General features: G+C 37.9%; 17 protein-coding genes. 10 read left to right on the top strand and 7 right to left on the bottom strand.

Annotated elements, in window-relative coordinates; genetic code table 11:
- From ACE3RB_RS16250 to ACE3RB_RS16280, 7 genes are all read left to right on the top strand, one after another.
- Positions 1–767, top strand: a 767-nt coding sequence (locus tag ACE3RB_RS16250; protein WP_374465167.1) for a succinate dehydrogenase/fumarate reductase iron-sulfur subunit, incomplete at its 5' end; no start/stop codon positions are given.
- Positions 768–1075: 308 nt separating this feature from the next.
- On the top strand, positions 1076–2620 hold the full coding sequence (locus ACE3RB_RS16255; RefSeq protein ID WP_374465168.1) for a TlpA family protein disulfide reductase: 1545 nt from the start codon (positions 1076–1078) through the stop codon (positions 2618–2620).
- A gap of 107 nt (positions 2621–2727) precedes the next feature.
- On the top strand, positions 2728–4140 hold the full coding sequence (rlmD, locus tag ACE3RB_RS16260) for a 23S rRNA (uracil(1939)-C(5))-methyltransferase RlmD (RefSeq protein ID WP_374465169.1): 1413 nt from the start codon (positions 2728–2730) through the stop codon (positions 4138–4140).
- Positions 4141–4171: 31 nt separating this feature from the next.
- Entirely contained in the window at positions 4172–4648 is a 477-nt protein-coding gene (locus ACE3RB_RS16265; protein ID WP_374465170.1) for a hypothetical protein, read from the top strand.
- Complete coding sequence (locus tag ACE3RB_RS16270; RefSeq protein ID WP_374465171.1) at positions 4614–5279, top strand: DUF6048 family protein; 666 nt, start codon at positions 4614–4616, stop codon at positions 5277–5279. The genes ACE3RB_RS16265 and ACE3RB_RS16270 overlap by 35 nt, the downstream gene beginning before the upstream one ends.
- A 180-nt stretch (positions 5280–5459) precedes the next feature.
- A complete protein-coding gene (locus ACE3RB_RS16275) occupies positions 5460–8495 on the top strand; it encodes a reprolysin-like metallopeptidase (RefSeq protein ID WP_374465172.1) in 3036 nt (1011 codons plus the stop codon).
- Positions 8496–8661: 166 nt separating this feature from the next.
- The gene (locus tag ACE3RB_RS16280; RefSeq protein ID WP_374465173.1) at positions 8662–13092 is read left to right on the top strand and encodes a GEVED domain-containing protein; all 4431 of its coding nucleotides are present in this window, start codon (positions 8662–8664) and stop codon (positions 13090–13092) included.
- A 125-nt stretch (positions 13093–13217) separates the two neighbouring features.
- Here ACE3RB_RS16280 and coaE read toward each other — a convergent pair whose 3' ends face one another.
- From coaE to ruvB, 4 genes are read right to left on the bottom strand one after another with little or no spacing between them, the layout of a single operon-like run.
- A complete protein-coding gene (gene coaE / locus ACE3RB_RS16285; RefSeq protein ID WP_374465174.1) occupies positions 13218–13847 on the bottom strand; it encodes a dephospho-CoA kinase in 630 nt (209 codons plus the stop codon).
- A gap of 9 nt (positions 13848–13856) precedes the next feature.
- The gene (locus ACE3RB_RS16290; RefSeq protein WP_374465175.1) at positions 13857–14723 is read right to left on the bottom strand and encodes an MBL fold metallo-hydrolase; all 867 of its coding nucleotides are present in this window, start codon (positions 14721–14723) and stop codon (positions 13857–13859) included.
- 13 nt (positions 14724–14736) lie between these two features.
- Entirely contained in the window at positions 14737–15348 is a 612-nt protein-coding gene (locus ACE3RB_RS16295) for an FMN-binding negative transcriptional regulator (protein ID WP_374465176.1), read from the bottom strand.
- Positions 15349–15397: 49 nt separating this feature from the next.
- Positions 15398–16420, bottom strand: a complete 1023-nt coding sequence (gene ruvB, locus ACE3RB_RS16300; protein WP_002976338.1) for a Holliday junction branch migration DNA helicase RuvB — start codon at positions 16418–16420, stop codon at positions 15398–15400.
- Positions 16421–16679: 259 nt separating this feature from the next.
- Here ruvB and hutI point away from each other — a divergent pair, with 259 nt between their 5' ends.
- The 3 genes from hutI (at position 16680) to ACE3RB_RS16315 (ending at position 20344) form a co-directional block, all read left to right on the top strand.
- The gene (hutI, locus tag ACE3RB_RS16305; protein WP_374465177.1) at positions 16680–17903 is read left to right on the top strand and encodes an imidazolonepropionase; all 1224 of its coding nucleotides are present in this window, start codon (positions 16680–16682) and stop codon (positions 17901–17903) included.
- An 89-nt stretch (positions 17904–17992) separates the two neighbouring features.
- On the top strand, positions 17993–18913 hold the full coding sequence (hutG, locus tag ACE3RB_RS16310) for a formimidoylglutamase (RefSeq protein ID WP_374465178.1): 921 nt from the start codon (positions 17993–17995) through the stop codon (positions 18911–18913).
- A gap of 138 nt (positions 18914–19051) precedes the next feature.
- On the top strand, positions 19052–20344 hold the full coding sequence (locus ACE3RB_RS16315; RefSeq protein ID WP_374465179.1) for an aldehyde dehydrogenase family protein: 1293 nt from the start codon (positions 19052–19054) through the stop codon (positions 20342–20344).
- A gap of 182 nt (positions 20345–20526) precedes the next feature.
- Here ACE3RB_RS16315 and pyk read toward each other — a convergent pair whose 3' ends face one another.
- Genes pyk through rnc form a run of 3 tightly spaced genes read right to left on the bottom strand, consistent with a single transcriptional unit; the run spans position 20527 to position 23174 of the window.
- Positions 20527–21972, bottom strand: coding sequence for a pyruvate kinase (gene pyk, locus ACE3RB_RS16320; RefSeq protein ID WP_374465180.1), 1446 nt, complete (start codon positions 21970–21972; stop codon positions 20527–20529).
- Positions 21965–22438, bottom strand: a complete 474-nt coding sequence (locus tag ACE3RB_RS16325) for an IPExxxVDY family protein (protein WP_374462053.1) — start codon at positions 22436–22438, stop codon at positions 21965–21967. The genes pyk and ACE3RB_RS16325 overlap by 8 nt, the downstream gene beginning before the upstream one ends.
- The gene (rnc, locus tag ACE3RB_RS16330; protein ID WP_089853275.1) at positions 22416–23174 is read right to left on the bottom strand and encodes a ribonuclease III; all 759 of its coding nucleotides are present in this window, start codon (positions 23172–23174) and stop codon (positions 22416–22418) included. The genes ACE3RB_RS16325 and rnc overlap by 23 nt, the downstream gene beginning before the upstream one ends.
- Positions 23175–23177 lie beyond the last annotated feature (3 nt).

Consider the following 23177-nt stretch of genomic DNA (forward strand, 5'->3'; position numbering starts at 1 on the left):
TGAGTGCAAAAAAAGGCTTACATCTTACGCTGAAAATTTGGAGACAAAAAAATAGTAAAACTAAAGGTCAGTTTGAGACCTATAAAATATCAGATGTATCTACAGACTCTTCATTTCTGGAGATGTTGGATATCCTGAACGAAAATTTAACTAACGAAGGTAAAGAACCTATTGCTTTCGATCACGACTGCCGTGAAGGGATCTGCGGAATGTGTTCTCTTTACATCAATGGTAGAGCTCACGGGCCGGATACAGGGATCACTACCTGCCAGCTTCACATGAGAATGTTCAAAGATGGTGAAACAATCGTTATTGAACCATGGAGAAGTGCAGCTTTCCCGGTTATCAAAGACTTAATGGTAGACAGAAGCGCATTCGACAGAGTAATGGCCGCAGGTGGTTTCATTTCTGTGAATACTTCTGGTAATACATTGGATGCTAACGCTATTCCGGTTCCGAAAGAAGATGCAGACAGAGCAATGGATGCTGCTGCTTGTATCGGATGTGGTGCTTGTGTAGCTACTTGTAAAAACGGATCTGCAATGCTTTTCGTAGGAGCTAAGGTTTCTCAGTATGCATTGCTTCCTCAAGGTAGAGTAGAAGCTAAGAGAAGAGTTCTGAACATGGTGAAAGCTATGGATGAAGAAGGATTCGGTAACTGTTCAAATACTGGTGCTTGTGAAGTAGAATGTCCTAAAGGAATTTCTCTTGAAAACATCGCAAGAATGAACAGAGAGTACATGGCTGCTCTTGTAGATCAAGGATAGAATTGATTCAAATACATAGAAAATCGCCTTCATTTTTGGAGGCGATTTTTTTATGACAGGGATTAGCCTGTTAAAGTTTGTTAACTTATTGACCCGTTTTTGCTATTCTTTATTTATTAGGTATATATTTGGAGCGTAGTTGAATGGTTTTCAGAAAACACTTTCAATTGCTTTTTACCATGAAAAAGAGATTATTAAACAATACAAATCCCGCTTTTGCACGGTAATAATAAAATTTTTTAAAAAAATAAATAGTGTGAATTAGCAAGCCCTAAAAAGCGTATTTTTGTGTAATATTAAAAATTGAAATGAAAAAATATCTTTTATTGTTTATCATCACATTTTTTGTGATGTCTTGTTCAAAAAAAGTAGAAGTAAAAGGAAAAATTACTGGAAGCTCACCATTAGAGAGAATTGAATTTGTAGAAGCTTCAGGAGTAGGAACCCTGCCTTTAATTAATATTGGTCTGGATAAAGACGGAAACTTTTCAGGAAATTTTGAAGCTCCTAAAGATGGTATGTACGTGATCAACTATGCAGGCAGACAAAACCTGATCTATCTTGAAGGAGGACAAAAAGTAAATATCTCAGGAAACGGAGCTACTTTCCCAAATGAATTCGTAATTACCGGAGATGCTAAGAAAAATAATGATTTCCTTACAGCTACTCAGAAGTTTTTAGCTGACTATGGTACTAAGGTTAACTTACAGGCATTAATGAGTGGAGATGAAGCTGCATTTTTGAAAGGGATGCATAAAATTGAAACTGATATCAATAAAAATGTAGATGATCTTGCAAAAAAGAATAATCCAAGTAAAGCACTTTTAGAATGGAAGAAAAACGATGTGAAAGTAACCATTCTTAATTTACTTGCCAACTATGAAATGTCTCACGGACCAATGTCCGGAAACCCATCTTACAAAGCTTCTAAGGCTTTCAAAGACTACGAAACTCAATTAGAAACCGACAAAGATGCGATGGTAAAAACCATTCCTCTTTACAGACAGTATCTTCTTGTAAAAATGACTCCGGATTTCCAGAAATATGCTGAAGCAAACAGCAAAGGAAAAACAGGAATTACAACTTCTGAGATGTTCGCTCAGTATTTAAAAACAAAGAAAGATTTATCTCAGACTGCAAAAGATTATCTTTTGGCATTTGTAATGGCTCAGGCTGATATTCATCCTACAACTCCTGCTGCAAACATTGACAAGATTAAAAAGATTATCGATTCAGATATTAAAGATGCTACGATTAAAAGTGACCTTTTAAAAATGCAGGTGGCTATTACAGGACTTAAAATTGGTGAAGTTGCTCCTGAAGCGGCTTTGGTAAAACAGGACGGAAAGTCTTATAAACTTTCTGAAAACAAAGGAAAACCTTATATGCTGTTCTTCTATGCTTCATGGAATCCTTACATCAGCGAAGCTACAGTACCTGTATTGAAAGAAGTGGTGAACTTCTATAAGTCTAAAATGAATTTTGTATATGTAAACGTTGACGATACAAAAGACCAGTTCATTAAAACAAGCAACGCTTTGTTGAAAGGAATTCAGGGAGTGAATGTTTACGGAGAAGGAGGCCTGAACTCTGATATCGCAAAGAAATACGGGGTATACGGATTCAAATTACCTTGCTTTGTCATCATTGATAAAGACGGTAAAATCGCCAGCAGATCATTTGTGAACCTTGGTGAGCAGGAATTAGTGACTATTCTGGATAAGCAAACAGGCCTTTCTGCGCCAAAAGTAGATCCGAATGCTCAAATGCAGCCACAATTGCAGCTTGATCCTTCTGCGGCACAGCAGCAAGCTCCACAGCCAGCAAATCCGCAGCCGGCTCCGACAAAATAATAAACTTTAACACAGTATAGAAACCTTATCTGCGGATAAGGTTTTTTTTATTGTATTTTTGCAAACTGAAACGTAAGGTTTCAATTAGGAAAATAGAAAATTTTAGAATGAGCAGGAAGAAAAAAAGAGATATAGTTCTTGAAAATATAAAGCTGTTAACAGCCGGTGCAAAAGGCGTGGCAATCGGAAGAACAGACGAAGGTAAGACCGTAATGGTCTCAGGTGCAATTCCAGGTGATGTTGTCAACGTGAGAGTGAAAAAAGCGAAGTCAAAATATTATGAAGGCGAAGCTGTGGAAGTTCTTGAGAAATCACCTTACAGGGTTGAACCTAAATGTATTCATTTCGGTACCTGCGGAGGGTGCAAGTGGCAGAATATGAGCTATGAAAAACAGCTTGATTTTAAGCAGGAAGAAGTATATAATAATATTAAAAGAATCGGCGGTATTGATAATTTTGAAACCGTGCCGATTCTAGGATCTGAAGAGCAATACTTTTACAGAAATAAAATGGAGTTTTCTTTCTCCAATGCAAGATGGCTTACCCAGTACGAAATCAGTTCTGAAGAGAACTTCGGAAGCAAAGATGCTTTGGGTTTCCATATCCCGGGAATGTGGAGCAAAATTCTTGATCTGAAAGAATGTTTCCTTCAGGAAGATCCTTCCAATGCAATAAGGCTGGCAGTAAAAGAATATGGAGTAAACAATGGTCTGGACTTCTTTGATGTGAGAAATCAGGAAGGGTTTTTAAGAACCTTAATGATGAGACAGAATTCCAAAGGAGAATGGATGGTTCTTTTCCAGCTTTACAGAGAAGAAAAAGAAAACAGAGAAAAGCTTTTTGAATTCTTATTAGAGAAATTCCCTCAGATTAAAACGTTGGTGTATGCTATCAATTCTAAACAGAATGATTCTATTTATGATTTAAATATTGAAGTATATTTTGGGGAAGGATACCTTATGGAAGAAATGGATGGACTGCAGTTTAAGATCGGGCCGAAATCATTCTTCCAGACCAATTACAAGCAGGCTTTGGAATTATATAGAAAAACTCTGGAGTTCGCAGACCTGAAAGGAGATGAAGTTGTGTATGACCTTTATACAGGTACAGGGACAATCGCTCAGTACGTAGCAAGAAATGCAAAACAGGTCATTGGAATAGAATCCGTGCAGGAAGCGATAGATGCAGCTATAGAGCATGCTGCATTGAACGGACTTACCAACACAACATTCTATTGCGGAGATATGAAAGATATTTTCAATGATGAATTCATGGCTAATCATCCGAAAGCAGATGTATTAATCACAGATCCACCAAGAGACGGAATGCACCAGAAAGTTGTAGAACAGATCTTAAAACTTTCACCGGAAAAAGTAGTTTATGTAAGCTGTAATTCTGCAACACAGGCAAGAGACCTTGCTTTGATGAAAGATCATTATACTTTAGTAAAGATCTTACCGGTAGATATGTTCCCGCAGACACACCATGTCGAGAACATTGCATTGCTTGTTAAAAAATAAATTATTTAAATTTGAATCTCCAAATCTTAATATGAAGTACTTTAAATTTCTCATTGCAATCTGTTTTTTAGGGATGCTTTTTTCCTGTGGCGGTGATGATGATATCTGTGAAAGCGGAGAAGGAACTCCCAGAATGAAGGTAGGCTTCAGGACACTGGCAAGCGGAAAAGATAGAACCATAGATACTTTGTATGTATCAGTAGACTATGGCGCAGGAAAGGTGGATCTGGGAAAACTTGCAAACATTGATTCCAGGTTAATCCCTTTACGTGTAGACAGTTCACCCTATACAGACGTTTATTTCAAAACCAGATTCAAAGGCCCGGAGTCTCATGTAAGAATCGGGTATAGTACAAAGTCAACCTATGTATCTCCTGGATGTGGGATCAAAAAAACGTATGAAAATTTAACTTCAGAATTAATAACTCCGAATCCTGTTCTGAAACTGGAAGCCGGACAAAATCAAATAGAGAATGAAGACAAGACTAATCTTTACCTTTCTTTTTAGTTTATTGGGAATAATAAGTTCGGCACAAGAGAAAAAAAAGGAAGCAGAGAAGAAAGTTCATGAGAAATATGAGCCTAATTTTATGGTTGGGCTTGATGTATTGAATACCGGAGTTGTTTTTTTTTCGGATAGAAAGCTGTATCAGGGATTTATTTCTTCGAAAATCAGAGGAAATGTACACGCCATTGCAGAAGCAGGTTTTGAAAAAAATATATACCAGAAGAATGGTTATGATGCTAAAGTAAATGGTCCTTTCGTTAAGCTGGGTGCATTCTATATGCTGGCAAAAGATGCGGAAAATGAATTCAACGGATTTTACGCAGGAGGAAAGGCTGCCGGGTCATTTTACAACCAAGAATATATGGCAGTACCCGTTCGTGGATTTGGAGGAAGTAACTCTTCTGAAGCTTTTCCTTCATCATCACAGTCTTCTTTCTGGCTTGAGGGAACTATAGGCGGCAGAGTGCAGTTATTCAATTCCAACTTTTATATTGACGTGAATCTTCAGCCAAGGTATTTGGTATACACCTCTAAGCAGGATGATATCTCTCCAATGATTGTTCCCGGCTTCGGAAGAAGTTCTTCAAAGTTTAATATGGGATTTGCATGGAATATTGCCTATAAGTTTTAAAAATAGCAATCCTTAACTTTTTAAATAAAAAAAATACAAAGTCCAGAATGTTCTGAAGTTTGTATTTTTTTTAATAAATAAGCTTGGGAGGTGTGTAATATTAAAAAATATTAACTTATTTTATCTGTGTGAGTTATAAATTGGTTATATTTGGCGGAAATTATATTTGTGTTTTAATTTATGAAAAGAGTATTTACTGCTTTAATGTTTACTTTTATAGGAGGAGCAGTGTTCGGCCAATGGACACCAACTTCTTTTAAAAAAGGAGACGATAACAAAAGAAGTACAGGATTTAGAGTAGATCAATCTAATGTAAGAGGTAATGGGTACTATAAGTTAGACCTGAACTTACTGAGATCTCAGCTGAAGAATGCACAGGAAATGGGAGCAAATTCCACTCCTGTAGTAATTTCTCTTCCTACTATGAGTGGGAAGATTGAAAGATTTAATGTATACAGTTTTCCAGTGGTTGTAAAAGAACTGGCAGATAAGTATGAGTTAGGATCTTATGTTGGAACAAGTGTTGATGATCCAACCAAGTATTTAAGATTCAGTATTGCTCCTAATGATTTTCAGTCAATGATCATTCATGGAGATAAATATGAATTTATTGACCCTGCTTCTGCGGATAAAACAGTTTATGCTGTTCACCCGAAAACAAAAAAGGAAAAAAACGGGTTCTTATGTTCTACAGAAGAATCTCCTGCAGCTAAGAAGGAAATAGATGCTTTATTAAAAAACGGACAGTCATTCTCAAACCAGCCAACAACTTTCAATAAGAGTTCTGATAAAAAATACAGAACAATGAGATTGGCAATGTCTGTTACAGGTGAGTATACTCAGTACTTTATGACGCTTGCTGGTGTACCTGCTACCGCTACAGATGACCAGAAAAGAGCTCCTGCACTGGTTGCTATCAATAATACTTTAACCAGAGTAAACGGAGTTTTTGAAAAAGATTTTGCACTGCATTTGAATTTACAGAATTTTCCAAATGTAATTTATATTGATCCGGCTACAGATCCATATGCCGCTGCTGCAACAGGGGCACAAGGTGCATGGAACGGACAGCTGCAAGCAGCTTTGACAGCCAATGTTGGAAATGAAAACTATGATATCGGACACTTATTCGGTAAATCTGGAGGTGGAGGAAATGCCGGATGTATCGGATGTGTATGTGTTAATCCTACCACTACAGTTCCTAAAGGGAAAGGTTCAGGGTTTACTTCTCCTGCAAACGGAATTCCATCAGGTGATAGTTTTGATATCGACTATGTTGCACACGAGATGGGGCACCAGTTAGGAGCTAACCATACCTTCTCTCACAATATTGAAGGAAGTGGAGTAAATATGGAACCTGGTTCAGGATCTACCATTATGGGATATGCAGGGATTACTGGTCCTGATACAGATATTCAGCCTAATTCTGATGCTTATTTCCATAAAGCAAGTATCGGGCAGGTTCAGGCTAACTTAATCGCAAAAACCTGTGATGTGGAAACTACAATTACCAACAATCCACCGGTAATTAATGATCTTCCAACATATACGATTCCAAAGGGTACTGCTTTTGCTTTGACAGGTACTGCTACAGATCCTGAAAATGACCCAATGACTTATTCTTGGGAAGAAGTAGATGACGCAACACTTTCTATTGATAAGTATAACTTAGGAAATACTACGTCAGGAGCTTCATTCAGATCTGTTGCTCCAAGCACAAGCCCAACAAGATACTTCCCGAAATTTACATCTGTAATGAGCGGAGTGTTGAATAATGCAAACAATACCTGGGAAGCTGTATCTACTAAAGCAAGGACTACAAAATTTGCATTAACAGTAAGAGATAATAATCCAGTTGTTTCTCAACAGCAATCAGCTTTTAAAGGTCAGACAATTGTTGTAGGAGATAATGGTCCTTTCAGATTAGCTAACCAATATGCTGATGTGAATACTCCAACTCCGGTTCAGTGGATTGTTGCCAATACCAATGCAGCTCCTTATAATGTTGCTAATGTAAAAATTGACTATACTACAGATAATGGAACAACTTGGACTGTACTATCTGCTTCAACTCCTAATGACGGATCTGAAAACTTTACTTTCCCTTCTTCATTGAACGGTCAGACTATTAAGGTAAGAGTTTCTTCAATAGGAAATGTTTTCTATGCTGTAGGACCTGTGAGCATTGCACCTCTATCTGCATGTAGCAGTGCTGCGCCAACTAATGTTGCTGTAAGTAATATTACTGTATCTTCAGCAAGTGTATCTTGGATGTCTTATACCGGAGCAACGTATAAAGTACGTTACAGAAAGGTAGGTACAACTGTATGGACTGAAGCTGATACAACAGTTCCTTCAATCAACCTAAGTAATTTAATTGATGGTACAACATATGAAGTTCAGGTAGCTTTAGTTTGTGGTACTGTAGTAGGTACATATTCGGCTTCTGTAAACTTCAGCACCCCGGCTATTACTTACTGTCCGGCTTCTACAGCTGATACGAGTTATGAGTATATTCAAAATGTAACACTTGCCAATATAAATAATACTTCTGCAAGCAGTACATATACAAACTACACAACAAATACAGCACTTCAGATTAACATGACAAAAGGAAATACTTACCCTATGTCTGTTACGGTTGGAAACCCTGATGCTGCAGATTATGATACAGTAGCTGCATTTATTGATTTTAACAAAGATGGTGTATTCAGTGATTCTGAAAGAGTACTGAATTACCCTGTAACATTAACACAGCCATCAACTGTAGTTAGTGGAAATGTTACAATTCCAGCTGATGCAGTAGAAGGACAGCCGTTAAGAATGAGAGTGGTCGCTTTCTATGTAGGTGCTGGTACTGGAAACGGAAATGTTGGTCTGTCATTACCTACAGATTATATATGTGGAGATAATTTTGATTACGGAGAAGTTGAAGACTATAACGTAGTTATTACAGGTAACCTTGCTACTGCTGAAACTGCTGTTAAAAATAATGGCATTCAGATTTATCCAAATCCGGTAAATGATATTCTGAACGTTACTAAAGTTTCAGATAAAGCAACTTATAAAATCTATAGTGCTGCCGGACAATTAGTAGATAAAGGAAATATCAATAATGGAAAAGTAAATGTTTCTGCTTTAGTTAAAGGTGGTTATGTAATTACAATAGATGATAAAGGAATTGAGCAATTCAAATCTAAATTCATTAAGAAATAAAGATAACCTTTAAATATTAGCAAATCCCCGGAAATCTCCGGGGATTTCTTTATTTAAAGCATAAAGAGTTAATTTGCTGTTTTTTTTCAAAAAAAACCTAAATGCACTTATAAATTAATAATAAAAAATGATTAGATTTGTCTGATTAATATATAATGAAAACATTATGAAGAAACTCTTTACCTCTTTAATTCTGTTTCTCTGTTTGATTTGCACAGGCTTTGTATCTAAAGTCTCGGCTCAGGCAGGCCAGATCGGGACAGGAACGGGTACCTCAGTGTATCTCCCCATACGTTCCTACTACGGGTATAGCTATTCCCAGCAGATCTATACTGCTGCGGAAGTTTCGGCTGCCATTGGTACGTCGACCTATATCACAGCCGTAAAGTTTTATGTAGACACCGTATCAAACTCTCCGGATTCCTACAAGGATTGGGTTGTTTACATGGGAAACACCACCCAGAATAACTTTACGTCCAACACAAACTGGATTCCATTAGGTTCCTTAACTCAGGTGTATGCAGGAGATTTACCTGCCATATCAAATGGAAACTGGGTTACTCTTCAGTTGAATACTCCGTTTATCTGGAATGGGACAGACAATCTTGCGATTGCTGTAAATGAAAAAACGCCAGGTTATTCATCTTCTCCGGGTACAGCCTGGGGAACTTATAATGCTGGGGCTAACAGAGGTATTCTTTATTATGAAGATACAACAAACCCAAATCCGGCTTCACCGCCTTCTGCATCAAGCAGATATTCTGATATTCCCAGAATACAGTTGGTAAGCCATCAGCTGACTCCGTGTACTACTGCTCCGCCAACGAATATTACTGTAAGTAATATAACTACGGTGTCAGCAGTTGTTAACTGGTATACGGCTATAGGTTCTACTTATGTAGTAAGATACAGAAGTTTACCTTCAGGGACATGGCAGCAGGTTAACGTTACAACTCCTCTTTCAGGAAGTGCAACAATTTCCGGACTTACAGAGCAAACCCAGTATGAAGTACAGGTGGCTACTGTCTGTGGAGGTACTCAGGGAGCATTTTCTTCCAGTGTAAACTTTACAACTCCGGCACTTAGTTATTGTAACTCCGCTGCTACGAGTACTTATATTGATGGATATATCAACCAGGTTGCAGTTAATGCACAAGGTGCTCCATCTATGTATAGTAACTCTGACCAAAGTGGTTATACAGATTACAGTACAGATCCTTCAAGAGTGGTTACTTTGGTAAGAGGTGGTAGTGCTACCGTTTCTGTTTCAAAAACGTGGCCAGGTTATCAGTATGGCTTCTTAACAGGAGTTTGGATTGACTTTAACCGTAATGGTATTTTTGAAGCATCTGAAAGAGTACTTACTTCACCAAGTAATACCACAACTCCGGTAACAGCTACATTTACAGTTCCAACTGCTGCCGGTGGTGCTTATACAGGAAACCTGACTACAAGAATGCGTGTTGTATTAAATGAATACAGCCCTATCAATGCTTGTGGAACATACTCTTACGGTGAAACTGAAGACTATGCTGTAAAATTGATTGATTTATCAACATGTACTACAGCACCACCTTCAGGCATCATGGTAAATAATGTGACGCCTTCTTCAGCTAATGTTACCTGGACATCTACCACAGGAGCTACTTATATTGTAAGATACAGAGTTTCTCCTTCCGGAGCATGGCTGCAAATTGCAGTCAATACACCATTAATCAGTAACCAATTACTTTCAGGATTGTTGGAACAAACAACATATGAAGTACAGGTAGCTACTATTTGTGGAGGAACAACAGGTGCTTTCTCACCAAGTGTTACCTTTACAACACCTGCTCTTACCTATTGTACAGCTGGTCCTACAAGTAATACTGCAACAAGCGGATATATTAATAATGTAACGGTTACTCCGACGAATACTCCTATAATGATAAGTAATTCCGTATCTGATAATTATAAAGATTATACAACAGATGCAACAAGAGTAGTTATCTTTGAAAGAGGTTCAGCAAATAATAAAATTTCTGTAAACAAATACTGGCCTAGTTCTCCTACATCATATGGAGTTTCAGCATGGGTAGACTTTAACAGAAACGGAACGTTTGAAACAAGTGAAAGAATTCTTAACACAACTTATAACACAACTACTCCGGTAACGGCTACTTTCTCAGTACCTACTGTAGCGAGTGGTAACGTATATACAGGAAATCTTCCTACCCGTATGCGTGTTGTAATGAGATATTTTGATAATGCTAACCCTTGTGGAACATACTCCCAGGGAGAGGTGGAAGACTATGCAGTAAAATTTGTAGACTCTCAGAACTGTTCAACAGCTCCTCCTACAAATATTACGGTAAACAATATTGGTGCAACTACAGCAACTGTATCATGGGTTGCTACTGTAGGAGCTACTTATAATATCAGATGGAGAACTACTCCTGGAGGTGTTTGGCAAACCGCTGCAGTTCCTGCAGGTCAGAACTTCTATGGAATTACTGGACTTACAGAACAGACCAATTATGAAGTTCAGGTTTCAACAACTTGTAATGGTTCTACAGGATCTTATTCAGGTTCAGTAACATTTACAACACCACCGTTGTCATACTGCCAGATGACAGGTACAGGAACAAATGACCATATTTCGAATGTAACAGTTACCTCTTCGAACCTTGGTGTTCCGCCAATGAATAATACTTCGGTACAAGGTAACTATACAAGCTATACTACTCCTGAGACACTGATTACTTTAGATGTAAATTCTCAAAATAATAAAATCTCAGTAGCAAAAGGCTGGACGGGTTCAACAGGAAATGATGCTGTAACAGCCTGGATCGACTTTGACAGAAACGGACAGTTTACAGATACAGAGAGAATTTTAATTTCTCCGGCTAATACAACTACTCCTGTTACGGCTACATTTGCAGTTCCTTCAACAGCTTATACTGGTGCATTGACTACAACAATGAGAGTGGTACTGAAACGTTCAAGTGCTCCTGTAATGTGTCAGAATGCTGTGGATGGAGAAGTTGAAGATTACAGAGTAAGAATCAGACCTTGTAGCAATGCAACTCCAAACGCACCAACATTTACTACCACTCATACAACAGCTACTGTTACTATCACAGGAGGAGGAGTAAGCTACGTAGTAAGATACAGAGTTCAGGGAACAGCAACATGGACAGAAGTATATGCTTCTACACTATTGGGTAACCTTCCGTTAGTCATCAATAACCTGACGCCTGCTACTACTTATGAGGTTGAAGTAGCAGCAATTTGCGGGGATGTTATAGGAACGGCTACTCCAATTAAGACATTTACAACCAGATGTGATCCTACACCTCCTAATGTAACAGTGAGTAACATTACGCCAACAACAGCATTGATTACATGGGCTCCATTAGCGGCAAGTTCTACGTACACTATGAGATGGAGAAAAGTGGGTACCACTACATGGACAACTGTAAGCTTACCTGCACCACCAGCAAATACTTATGTTTTAGGAAGTACAACTCCATTAGAGCCATATACAACGTATGAAGTTCAGATCGCTAACCAGTGTAATGGTGAAACGACACTGAATCCATATTCAAACCCTAAAGTATTTACAACAGAAAGAATCTGTGAGATTCCACCACCAGGATTAACATTTACCCAATTGCTTCCTACATCAGCGGCAATTCAGTGGGATCCTTTCCCTGGAGCAACATATGTTCTGAGATACAGAAAAGTGGGTATTCCAAGCTGGACAGAAGTACCTTCATTAGTTAATAACCTTGTACTGACAGGTCTTACAGAATTAACAAAATATGAAATGCAGGTAGTGAATATCTGTAACGGTACGCCAGGAAACTATACTCCTCCTTACTACTTTACAACACCTACAGTAATCTACTGTAAGATGAAGGCTGAGAACTCTACAGGAGAGCATATTTCTAAAGTTACTGTTAAGCCTACCGGTAAGAAAACAATGGAAAATGAATCCGGAGCTTCTACCTACACAGATTATACAGGAGTGCCTAAAACATTCATCGAGATGATTCAGGGATCAACAGATAACGAGATCATCATCGAGAAAAAATGGACCGGAACTACTTACAACGAAGGAATCGCTGTATGGATTGACTTCAACAGAAACGGAGAGTTTGACATCAATGAAAGAGTATTCACTTCTTCACCTAATTCAAACAGCCCGGTTTCAGGTAAATTCAATGTACCGGCAGATGCATTTGTAAGTATGACAGACTATAAGTACGTTGTGATGAGAGTCGCAATGTCCAGAGATGGTATTCCGGTAAACTGTACAGACTTCAAAAACGGAGAAGTAGAAGATTACACGGTAAGAATCTCTAAACCTGCTGTTTCCAATCCGATTGATCAGACAAGCGTTATGATTTATCCTAACCCTGTAAGTTCAGTATTGTTTGTGAAAAATGTTAGCAAGAGAGCTAAATATAAGATCTACAATGCTGCAGGGCAGGTAATCGCAGACGGTATCTTATTAAACAACCAGATTAACGTAAGCAGATTGATTAACGGTGTTTATGTAATTGATATCGATGATAACGGTAACACTACTCAAAAGAAATTTATCAAAGAATAAGACATAAATTTCAAATAGAATAAGCCTCCAGAAATGGAGGCTTTTTTTGTGGTGGATTCACTAAAACTCCACATAATTTGTTTTTCGCAAAAAAACTCGTTAGAAAGCTTCTAACGAGTTTTTATTTATTCAATACCGAAGATTACCTTTTCGGTCTGTTCCTTTAATTCTTCCAGATTGGTATTATTGTAAATGATGCAATCTGCCATTTTAATTTTATCCCTTTCAGGCATTTGTTTTTCCATGACTGCTTCTACCTCACGGTAGGTCTTGTTGTCTCTGTCCATTACTCTTTTGATTCTGATATTATCCTCAGCGGTTACCAAAAGAGATTTATAACATTGTCTGTTCAGTTTGAGTTCAAACAGAAGAGCTGTTTCTTTGAAAACTAAATATTTGCTTTGTTGATTTACCCAGTTTTCAAAATCAATTCTTACCGCAGGATGAATGATTTCATTTAATTGTTGAAGCAGATCTCTGTTATTAAAAACTTTATCCGCAACAAATTTTCTGTCATACAATCCGTTTTCATCGTAAGAATCTTCACCAAGAAGTTCCTTGATTTTTATTTTCAGTTCTTCGCTTTCATTGACAATAGCTTTGGCCCTGTCATCAGAGTAATAAACCGGAAATCCGAATTCCTCTATAAAATGAGCCACAGTAGTTTTTCCGGAGCCTATTCCGCCGGTTAAACCTATGATCTTGGGTGCTGGTTCCGGCTCTGCCTGCTGTGTTTCTGAATGTAATTCTTCCATAATTAAAAATTAATATCCAAAAACATCATTAAAGCTGAACGTCTCATCAAGTCTTACCCCTTTATCGGTCATTTTTAAACTTGCAAGTTCATTGTGGGCATCATGTTCAAAGAACAATAAATATTCATTATCTACACACTGTTTAAGGAATTTTCCTTTTTCTTCCAGTGTTAAAAGAGGTCTGGTATCATATCCCATCACATATACCTGGTTGATATGGCCTGCCGTAGGAATAAGGTCGGCTGCAAAAACAACCGTTTTTTCCTGATATTGAATTACCGGAAGCATTTGCTTTTCCGTATGGCCGTCTACAAAGATCACATCCATTTTAAGATCCGGTGCAAAACCGTAGTTTCCGGTGGTAGGAAGAGGTAAAAAGTTAAGCTGTCCGCTTTCCTGCATCGGCATAATGTTTTCCTTCAGGAAGCTTGCTTTTTCTCTTGGATTAGGCTCTGTTGCCCATTGCCAGTGATTTTCATTAGTCCAGAAGTTGGCATTTTTAAAGGCCGGTCTGTATCCGGTTCTGTCATCGTTCCATTCAATAGCCCCACCGCAGTGGTCGAAGTGGAGGTGTGTAAGGAACACATCTGTAATATCTTCCTTTACAAAGCCGTATTTTTTAAGATTTTTATCAAGGGTATCATCTCCCCAAAGAGAGTAGTGACCGAAAAATTTGTCATCCTGTTTATTACCAAGACCACAGTCTACAAGGATCAGTTTTTTTCCGTCTTCAATGAGCAGGGAACGGGTTCCCAGTTCGATCAGGTTTTTTTCGTCTGCCGGGTTGGTTTTTTCCCACAGACTCTTCGGGACGACTCCGAACATGGCACCGCCGTCCAGTTTAAATTTTCCACATTGTATAGGATATAGCTTCATATGTATATTTTGATTATTTTTTTATTAATTTCATTTTCTCTGCAATTTTTCTTGCGTTATCATCAGATTGCTCAAGCTGTGTGATGATATTGTTAAAATCATTCTCTTTTCTGTTCTGAGAAAGTTTTTGTTTGATAAATATCTCAGTTGGAATGATTTTAATCCCAAAAGCTCCCTTCATTTCCTTTTCCACAAACTCCCTTCCCATATCTTTCACTATCATAGGACATTGCTGGAAACTTTCATATTTGGACGTTAACTTATCCAAATGGGCATACAGTTCATCATGAACCATTATTTCAACTTTTCCGTGAATCTGTACTGCTTCATAATTCCAGTTGGAAACATTAATATGATCATACCAGCTGCTGGATATATAAGTATGGGCTCCCAAAAAGTCACAAAGAACTTCATCTCCGTTTTTTAAGGTTTTTGCCTGAGGATTAGCCCTTGAAATATGAGTTTCAATATAAATATTTTCAGGATCATCTTCATTGAGCATCATCATTGAATGAGTTGCTCTTATCCTGTCAACAGAAGAAATAAGTAAAGCAAAAGAGTTTTCTCTGATGATCTCTCTCATCAAATTATAATCTTCGCTTTTGTATAATTTAGGTATAAACATAAATTAATATATTCTCATTAACCTTAACCTTTAAACCTTGAACTTTAAACTAGAATAGCTCTCCCGGATTTTTAGGTCTTGTAATATTCAGATGTCTGTAGGCTTTGTCCGTAACTTCTCTTCCTCTCGGTGTCCGGATAATAAATCCTTCCTGAATCAGAAACGGCTCGTAAACCTCTTCCAGTGTTTCCGGATTTTCACCAATGGATGTTGCCAGGGCAGAAATACCAACAGGCTTTCCTTTAAAATTTTCAATCATAACACGCATGATCTTATTGTCCATTTCATCCAGACCAAATTCATCCACATTCAGAGAGTCCAGTGCATATTTAGTGATCTTAATCTCAATTTCACCATTTCCTTTAATCTCAGCAAAGTCACGAACCCTTCTGAGCAGGGCATTGGCAATTCTTGGAGTTCCGCGGCTTCTTCTTGCAATCTCAATGGCTGCATCTTCATAAATAATGACTCCCAGAACCCTCGCACTTCTCTGAATGATCATTGACAAAAGTTCAATAGAATAATATTCCAGCCTGCTTTGGATCCCGAATCGGGCAAGCATTGGCTTGGTAAGCATACCACTTCTTGTAGTGGCTCCTACCAAAGTAAAAGGATTTAATCCGATCTGCACGCTTCTGGCATTGGGACCTGTCTCCAGCATAATATCAATCTTGTAGTCTTCCATTGCAGAATACAGATATTCCTCTACAACAGGAGAAAGACGGTGAATCTCATCAATGAAAAGCACATCATTTTCTTCCAGATTGGTCAATAAGCCGGCTAAGCTTCCGGGTTTATCCAATACAGGACCAGAAGTAATCTTACAGTTTACTCCCAGCTCATTGGCGATAATATTGGCTAAAGTAGTTTTTCCAAGCCCCGGCGGGCCATGCAGTAAAACATGATCCAGTGCTCCGCCACGTCTTTTCGCAGCAGTAACAAAGACCTCAAGGTTCTCCAGCGTTTTTCTCTGCCCCGCAAAATCTTTAAAGCTCTGGGGACGGATCTGCTCTTCCTGCATCAGCTCCTCTCGTGAGTAGTTTTCCTTATCTGGATGTAAAAAATCTGGCATTAATTCATTTCATTTACCTCAAAGATAGCAAATTTAGACTAAGATTAAAGGGCAGATTGAGAAAAGGTTTGATTGAAGCCAAGGTTCAGGCTAAGGTTAAAAATCAGAAGACCTAAGATTTAAATAATTGGGATATTTTAAGTATTTTTGAGAGGAGAAATTATTAATAAAAATTAATAAAATTTTGAATGTTTAGCAGGAAGATACTGATTGTAAAATGAGTCAGTCTCAATCTAAGCATTACATTAACTTTAAACTAATGAAATTAATAGGACCATTCAGGCAGGTGGTAACACTTGCTGACCTTCCTTTAAGAGGAAAAATTTCCGATGAACAGCTGGAAATTATTGTAGACGGAGGAATAATAGTAGATCAGAATACCATTCTTAAGGTTGGAAATTTTGAAACATTAAAAACAGAAAATCCTGCCATAGAAATTGAGCAAATTGAAGGAGACCAGGTTGTTCTTCCTGCTTTTGTAGATTCTCATACCCATATTTGTTTCGGAGGAAACCGTGCCAATGATTTTGTCATGCGTAATGCGGGTAAAACTTATCTTGAAATTGCAGATAGCGGCGGTGGAATCTGGAGCTCTGTACTGCACACAAGAAATGCATCAGAAGGAGAACTGCTGGAAACCTTAGTAGAGAGAATCAATTTTTTGATTGGCTTGGGGATTACCACAATTGAAGTAAAAAGCGGTTACGGTCTGGATGTGGAAAACGAGCTGAAAATGCTTAGGATCATTAAAAAAGCTCAAAATGAAACTAAGGCAACTTTAGTTCCTACATGTCTTTCAGCACACTTGAAACCAAGAGATTTTGAAGGAAGCAATCCTGAATATCTTGACTATATCATTACTGAAATTTTACCCAAAGTAAAAGAAGAAGGATTGGCAAACCGGGTAGATATCTTTATTGAAAAATCTGCATTTCAGCCTGAAGAAAGTAAGGAATTCTTGCTTAAAGCAAAAGAACTGGGCTTTGAAATTACGGTCCATGCGGATCAGTTTACTCCCGGAAGCTCAAGAATTGCAGTAGAAGTGGGAGCGAAATCTGCAGACCATCTGGAAGCAACCATTGATGAAGATATTCAATTCCTCGCAGAGTCTGACACTGTAGCAACAGCTCTTCCCGGAGCGAGCCTGGGATTAGGGGAGAAGTTTACTCCTGCAAGAAAATTATTGGACGCAGGTGCTATTGTAGCCATTGCTAGTGACTGGAATCCCGGATCTGCACCTATGGGGAATTTAATTACTCAGGCTTCTATTCTGGCCACTTTTCAGAAGCTTACAACGGCTGAAGTATTAGCAGGAATGACTTTCCGTGCTGCATATGCATTGAATCTTGAAGATAGAGGGCAGCTGCAGGCAGGCAAGAAGGCGGATTTTGTCACTTTTAAAACAAACAACTTCCAGAATATACTGTATAATCAGGGTAGTTTAAAAGCTGAGAAGGTGTATATTGATGGAAATCTGATATAAAAATTATAAATTAACCATATTTGTTCTTCAGGCAGCCGGTTCCCAATGTCTGCTGAATGAAGAACAGACAATAGGCAAATGACTGAATAATGAATAATATTTGGCAAGGCAGATTGGACGGAGAAGAACTTCTCTATCACAGGATATTTCAAAGAGTAAAGGAAGAGCGTAATTATGACAATATTTCTACAGGTGATTTTGCGTTGCATGGTTTTGCTGTAGATGAAGGTGTCAGAAGAAATAAAGGCCGTCAGGGCGCTAAGGATGCTCCCGATGTCATCAGAAAAAACATGTCTAATTTTCCTGTAATCCTTCCGGATTTTTCACTGCTGGATTTTGGAAATGTTACCTGTGAAAACGGCAATCTGGAAAGCACACAGAATGATCTTGCTAAAAATGTTTCAAAAGTACTTTTAAAAGGCGGAAAATCCCTTGTACTGGGTGGAGGCCATGAAGTAACTTATGCCCATTATTTGGGGGTTAAAACAGCTTTCCCGGAACAAAAAATCGGGATCATCAACATTGATGCCCATTTTGACAACAGACAGCCTGAAAAAGGAGTCGGGCCAAGTTCCGGAACAGGGTTCTGGCAGATTGCTCAGGAGGGGCCGATCAATTCTCTGCATATTGGAATTCAGAGAAACTCAAATACGCTGAAACTTTTTGATACAGCTCATCAATACGGGATGAAGTACATCCTGGCAGATGAATTGTTTTTTGAAAATCTTCCTTCCATTTACCAGCGTATTGATGATTTGCTGGACAATGTGGATTTTGCCTATCTTACTATTTGTATGGACGTTTTTAATGCATCAGTTGCTCCCGGAGTTTCCGCCGCAGCGTACAATGGTATCTTTGCAGATACAACCTTTATGCATTTTTACAGGCATATCTTAAAAAACAAAAAACTGGTTGCACTGGATGTCGCAGAAGTAAATCCTTCTTTTGATATTCAGGACAGAACCGCAAGACTGGCAGCGTGTCTTGTGAATGAATGGCTAATGATGTAAGGTAAAGCTATATTCTTCCGATAGAGAAAATCATTATTTTATTGACCCCTAAGGAATGGAATTTGCTGATTTCACCGTGCTTTTAAAATAAAAGCACCTATAAATTCATTAGCTGAATTTAAAACAGAAATTTATATTATGGAACAATTAATTGAAAGCAAGCTTATTAAAGCAGATAAAGCGTTTTCAGTGTGGAGAAAAGTGCCGTTTGAGGAAAGGCAGAAGTTAATTGCAAAAGCAGCGGAGATTTTAAAGAATAATTCGGAGAAATTTGGAAGGATTATCACAACAGAAATGAATAAGCCCATTTCTGAATCCATTGCTGAAGTGGAAAAGTGTGCATTAATGATGAATTATTATGCTGCTGCAGAAAATATATTAAAGCCTGAAAAAGTAGAATCTGAATTTGCTTACTCTGAAGTTCATTATGCTCCGAAAGGTGTGATCTTAGGAGTAATGCCCTGGAACTTCCCTTTCTGGCAGGTACTGAGATTCGCTATTCCTGCAATTCTGGCTGGAAATACAGTGGTTTTAAAGCATGCATCAATTTGTTTCGGAAGCGGAAATGCTATTGAAGATGTTCTTTTGGAAGCTGGCTTCCCGGAAGGGACTTTCCAGAACCTTGAAGTGGGGCATAAGGCTGTAAAAGAAATTCTTGAGCATGAAACTGTAAAAGGGGTGAGCCTTACAGGTAGCGGAAAAGCAGGTGGGGAAGTAGCTTCAATAGCAGGTTTAAATATCAAGAAATCTTTACTTGAACTGGGAGGAAGTGATTCTTTTATCATTTTTGACGATGCTGATCTGGAAGAAGCGGCAAAAGCCGGAGCAAAATCAAGGCTTCAAAATTGCGGGCAGACCTGTACTGCGGCTAAAAGATTTATCATTGATGAAAAAATTGAAGATCAGTTTTTACCTGTTTTCATTGAAGAATATAAAAAATATGAGATTGGAGATCCTTTAGATAAAGAAACGAAATTAGCCGGAATGGCAAGACCTGATCTGGCAGATGAGCTGGAAGCCCAGTTCAACAGAGCATTGGAAAATGGTGCAGAGATTATTATTCCTTTGGAAAGGGTTTCAGAGAATGAATTTAAACCAGGTTTGATCAGAGTTCAGGAAGGAAATCCGATCTTAAAAGAGGAACTTTTCGGACCGCTTGGTATGGTTATGACTGCAAAGAATGAGGAAGAAGCTTTACAAATGGCCAATGATATTCCTTTCGGACTTTCCAATTCTGTTTGGACCAAAAATAAAGAACGTCAGTTATTCTTTATTGAAAACCTTGAATCAGGAACGGTCAACATCAACAGAATGACAAGCTCTGATCCGCGTTTTCCGTTTGGGGGAACAAAAGCTTCAGGATATGGAACAGAATTGTCTCTATTAGCTTTGAAAGAATTTGTAACAGCTAAAACAATTGTAGGTAATTAAAATATATAGGGATGTCATTCCGAGGAACTGAGAATCCGGAGATTCTTTACTTCACTCCGCTTAGTCAGAATGACAAACTGCCCTTTATAAGTTAACAGTATACTTTACATTATAAATAAAACTCCTGGAAATTAATTTCCGGGAGTTTTTATGTTTTTACAAAAAGTAATTTTGCTTATTGCTTATACTGTAGTCAATCTCAATGTATTCGTTTTTCCACCTTCATATGATGGAGTAGCATTGATGTTGATTACAAAGTCTCCTGTCTCGATATAACCATAGTTATGAGTCAGCATATTTACCTGGATGATTGTTTCATCTGTAGACTTCTTCATGTCATAATAATAGGCGTGAACACCCCAAAGAAGGTTCAACATTGTGATCACTCTTCTGTTACCACTGTATACAATGATGTGAGAGTTCGGTCTGTGTGCTGCCAGTTGGAAAGCCGTATATCCTGAATGAGTAAGTGTTACGATAGCAGAAACGTTTGTTGTTTTAGCAATTCTTACCGCCGCAAGACAAACTCTGTTTGTAATAAATCTTTCATCAATACAGTTATAATCTTTTTCGATAGGCTCATTTTTATGTTGATAGAAATGAGTAGTTTCGATATTCTTTACAATTTTAGCCATGTTTTCCACAACCTGTACCGGATATCTACCTACAGAAGTTTCTCCTGAAAGCATCACGGCATCAGCACCATCCAATACAGAGTTAGCTACGTCATTTACTTCTGCTCTGGTTGGCGTTAAGCTGTTGATCATAGTTTCCATCATCTGAGTAGCGATGATTACCGGCTTGGAGAAGAATCTTGCTTTTTCTACCAGATTTTTCTGGATCGCAGGAACTTCTTCCATCGGAACTTCTACTCCAAGGTCACCACGCGCAACCATTAATCCGTCACATTCAACAAGGATTTCTTCAATATTTTTAACCCCTTCAGGTTTTTCGATCTTCGCAATAATCGGAGTCTTGAATTTACCATTCGGATGGCTCGCAATTAATTCTTTCAGGTCAATGATATCCTGAGCATGGCGCACAAAAGAAAGAGCGATCCAGTCTACTTCCATGTCAAGCATGAAATTAGCATCCTGAATATCCTTTTCAGTCAGTGCAGGAAGAGATACCTGTGTATTAGGCAGGTTAACTCCTTTTTTGGAACTTAGAGGTCCCCCCTGAATGGTTTTTGCTTTTACAGTATCCTTTTCATTGGTTTCAGTAACTTCCAGTACCAGCTTCCCGTCATCGATAAGGATTCTTTCCCCTACTTTTACATCCTGTGGAAACTGTTGATAAGTCATGTATACCTTTGTAGAATCTCCTTCCATCTTTTCATTGGTGAAAGTAAGAATATCACCCGGGTTCAGGTAAGATCCTTCCTTTACGACACCTACTCTCAGCTTAGGACCCTGAAGGTCTCCCAAAATACCCACTGAATAACCACACTCGCTGTTTAGCTCTCTAATTATTTCAATATTTTTTCGGACTAAGTCGTAATCTGCATGGGAAAAATTTATTCTGAAAATATCAACACCCGCTTTCATTAAATCTAACATTACCTCCTTTGACGATGAAGCAGGCCCTAGTGTTGCGATAATTTTTGTCTTCTTTAAATACTTATTCATAATACTGGATAATTTGATAAAGTTCTTCCTCAGAACCTAATGTATAATCTTGAATTGGAAAAACAAGATTTTCAGGGAGCAAAATTACGGAAAAATCAGGAAACTGTTCCGAACTGTGCAAAATATATTGTACTTCTACCTGATTATTTAATAAAAATTTAATGTTTTCTTCTTCTGAGAAGAGCTCAGTTTGTATTTTTTTTTGTTTACTTTCAGAAGATCGGTTTGAAATAAACGTAAAACATGTCTTTGTAAATTTGTGATACGCCTCAAATCGTGGAAAAAAATAATCATAATACGATCCATGATAGATGAGATCATCAATCCTTTTAAAATTAAGATCGTTTTTTTGATTTACGGTATAGAAAAACTCATGATCGGGTATATTTTTTGCTAATCTTACCAATCCTATGGTAACATCTTCAAATTCTATATCATCAAGATCATAAAGCTTTTGAATTTCCAAGTATGTTTTCTTTTTTATTTAAAATATAAAATGCTCTCTGTGCTGCTTTTTCTTCCGCTTTTTTCTTAGAGGTTTCCGTAGCATTTGCGATTTTGTCTTCTCCGAGCCATACATGACAGCGAAAAACGATCGACTTGTTCACCTGTATCTCTTCACAGGTTTCGTATTTTATATTTAATTTTTTCTTCTGGCTCCATTCGAGCAAAAGACCTTTATAACTTACAATTTTATTTTCAAGCTTATTCATTTCGCTTGGTGTAAGAAGCCTTTCTAAAATAATCTTCCTGCAGGTTTCGTAATGAAAATCAAGATAAACTGCACCTACTAAAGCCTCGAATAAATTTCCGGAGATATTTTCACCTAAAGCTAAAGATGCCTGCTTTTGCAACAGGTCTGTCAGTTTTAGATCTTCTCCTAATTTATTAAGATTTTTCCTATTCACAATCTTAGACTTCATTTGTGTGAGATATCCCTCGTTAGCCTGAGGATATGTACGAAACAAATGGCATGAAATGATTGTACCCAAAACAGAATCTCCTAAAAATTCGAGTCTTTCATAATTACTGTCTTTCTTAGAAGAATTTTTTAAAGAAAAAGCTTCACGATAAAGCGCAACATTTTGCACCTCAGTACCAAGAATTTTGTTAAGTTCAGTACTGAGAAAATAATCTCTCTCCGTTAATTTTCTTTTTCTTTTTTTGAGAAGGAATTTAGAAAAGTATTTCTGTAACTCCATTCA

Source organism: Chryseobacterium sp. (genome assembly GCF_041914225.1).
GTDB lineage: Bacteria > Bacteroidota > Bacteroidia > Flavobacteriales > Weeksellaceae > Chryseobacterium.

What these genes read in the sequence shown, in the direction of transcription:
- ACE3RB_RS16255 (WP_374465168.1), top strand. Translation starts at nt 1,076, where the DNA reads ATGAAAAAATATCTTTTATTGTTTATCATCACATTTTTTGTGATGTCT.
- rlmD (WP_374465169.1), top strand. Translation starts at nt 2,728, where the DNA reads ATGAGCAGGAAGAAAAAAAGAGATATAGTTCTTGAAAATATAAAGCTG.
- ACE3RB_RS16265 (WP_374465170.1), top strand. Translation starts at nt 4,172, where the DNA reads ATGAAGTACTTTAAATTTCTCATTGCAATCTGTTTTTTAGGGATGCTT.
- ACE3RB_RS16270 (WP_374465171.1), top strand. Translation starts at nt 4,614, where the DNA reads ATGAAGACAAGACTAATCTTTACCTTTCTTTTTAGTTTATTGGGAATA.
- ACE3RB_RS16275 (WP_374465172.1), top strand. Translation starts at nt 5,460, where the DNA reads ATGAAAAGAGTATTTACTGCTTTAATGTTTACTTTTATAGGAGGAGCA.
- ACE3RB_RS16280 (WP_374465173.1), top strand. Translation starts at nt 8,662, where the DNA reads ATGAAGAAACTCTTTACCTCTTTAATTCTGTTTCTCTGTTTGATTTGC.
- coaE (WP_374465174.1), bottom strand. Translation starts at nt 13,847, where the DNA reads ATGGAAGAATTACATTCAGAAACACAGCAGGCAGAGCCGGAACCAGCA.
- ACE3RB_RS16290 (WP_374465175.1), bottom strand. Translation starts at nt 14,723, where the DNA reads ATGAAGCTATATCCTATACAATGTGGAAAATTTAAACTGGACGGCGGT.
- ACE3RB_RS16295 (WP_374465176.1), bottom strand. Translation starts at nt 15,348, where the DNA reads ATGTTTATACCTAAATTATACAAAAGCGAAGATTATAATTTGATGAGA.
- ruvB (WP_002976338.1), bottom strand. Translation starts at nt 16,420, where the DNA reads ATGCCAGATTTTTTACATCCAGATAAGGAAAACTACTCACGAGAGGAG.
- hutI (WP_374465177.1), top strand. Translation starts at nt 16,680, where the DNA reads ATGAAATTAATAGGACCATTCAGGCAGGTGGTAACACTTGCTGACCTT.
- hutG (WP_374465178.1), top strand. Translation starts at nt 17,993, where the DNA reads ATGAATAATATTTGGCAAGGCAGATTGGACGGAGAAGAACTTCTCTAT.
- ACE3RB_RS16315 (WP_374465179.1), top strand. Translation starts at nt 19,052, where the DNA reads ATGGAACAATTAATTGAAAGCAAGCTTATTAAAGCAGATAAAGCGTTT.
- pyk (WP_374465180.1), bottom strand. Translation starts at nt 21,972, where the DNA reads ATGAATAAGTATTTAAAGAAGACAAAAATTATCGCAACACTAGGGCCT.
- rnc (WP_089853275.1), bottom strand. Translation starts at nt 23,174, where the DNA reads ATGGAGTTACAGAAATACTTTTCTAAATTCCTTCTCAAAAAAAGAAAA.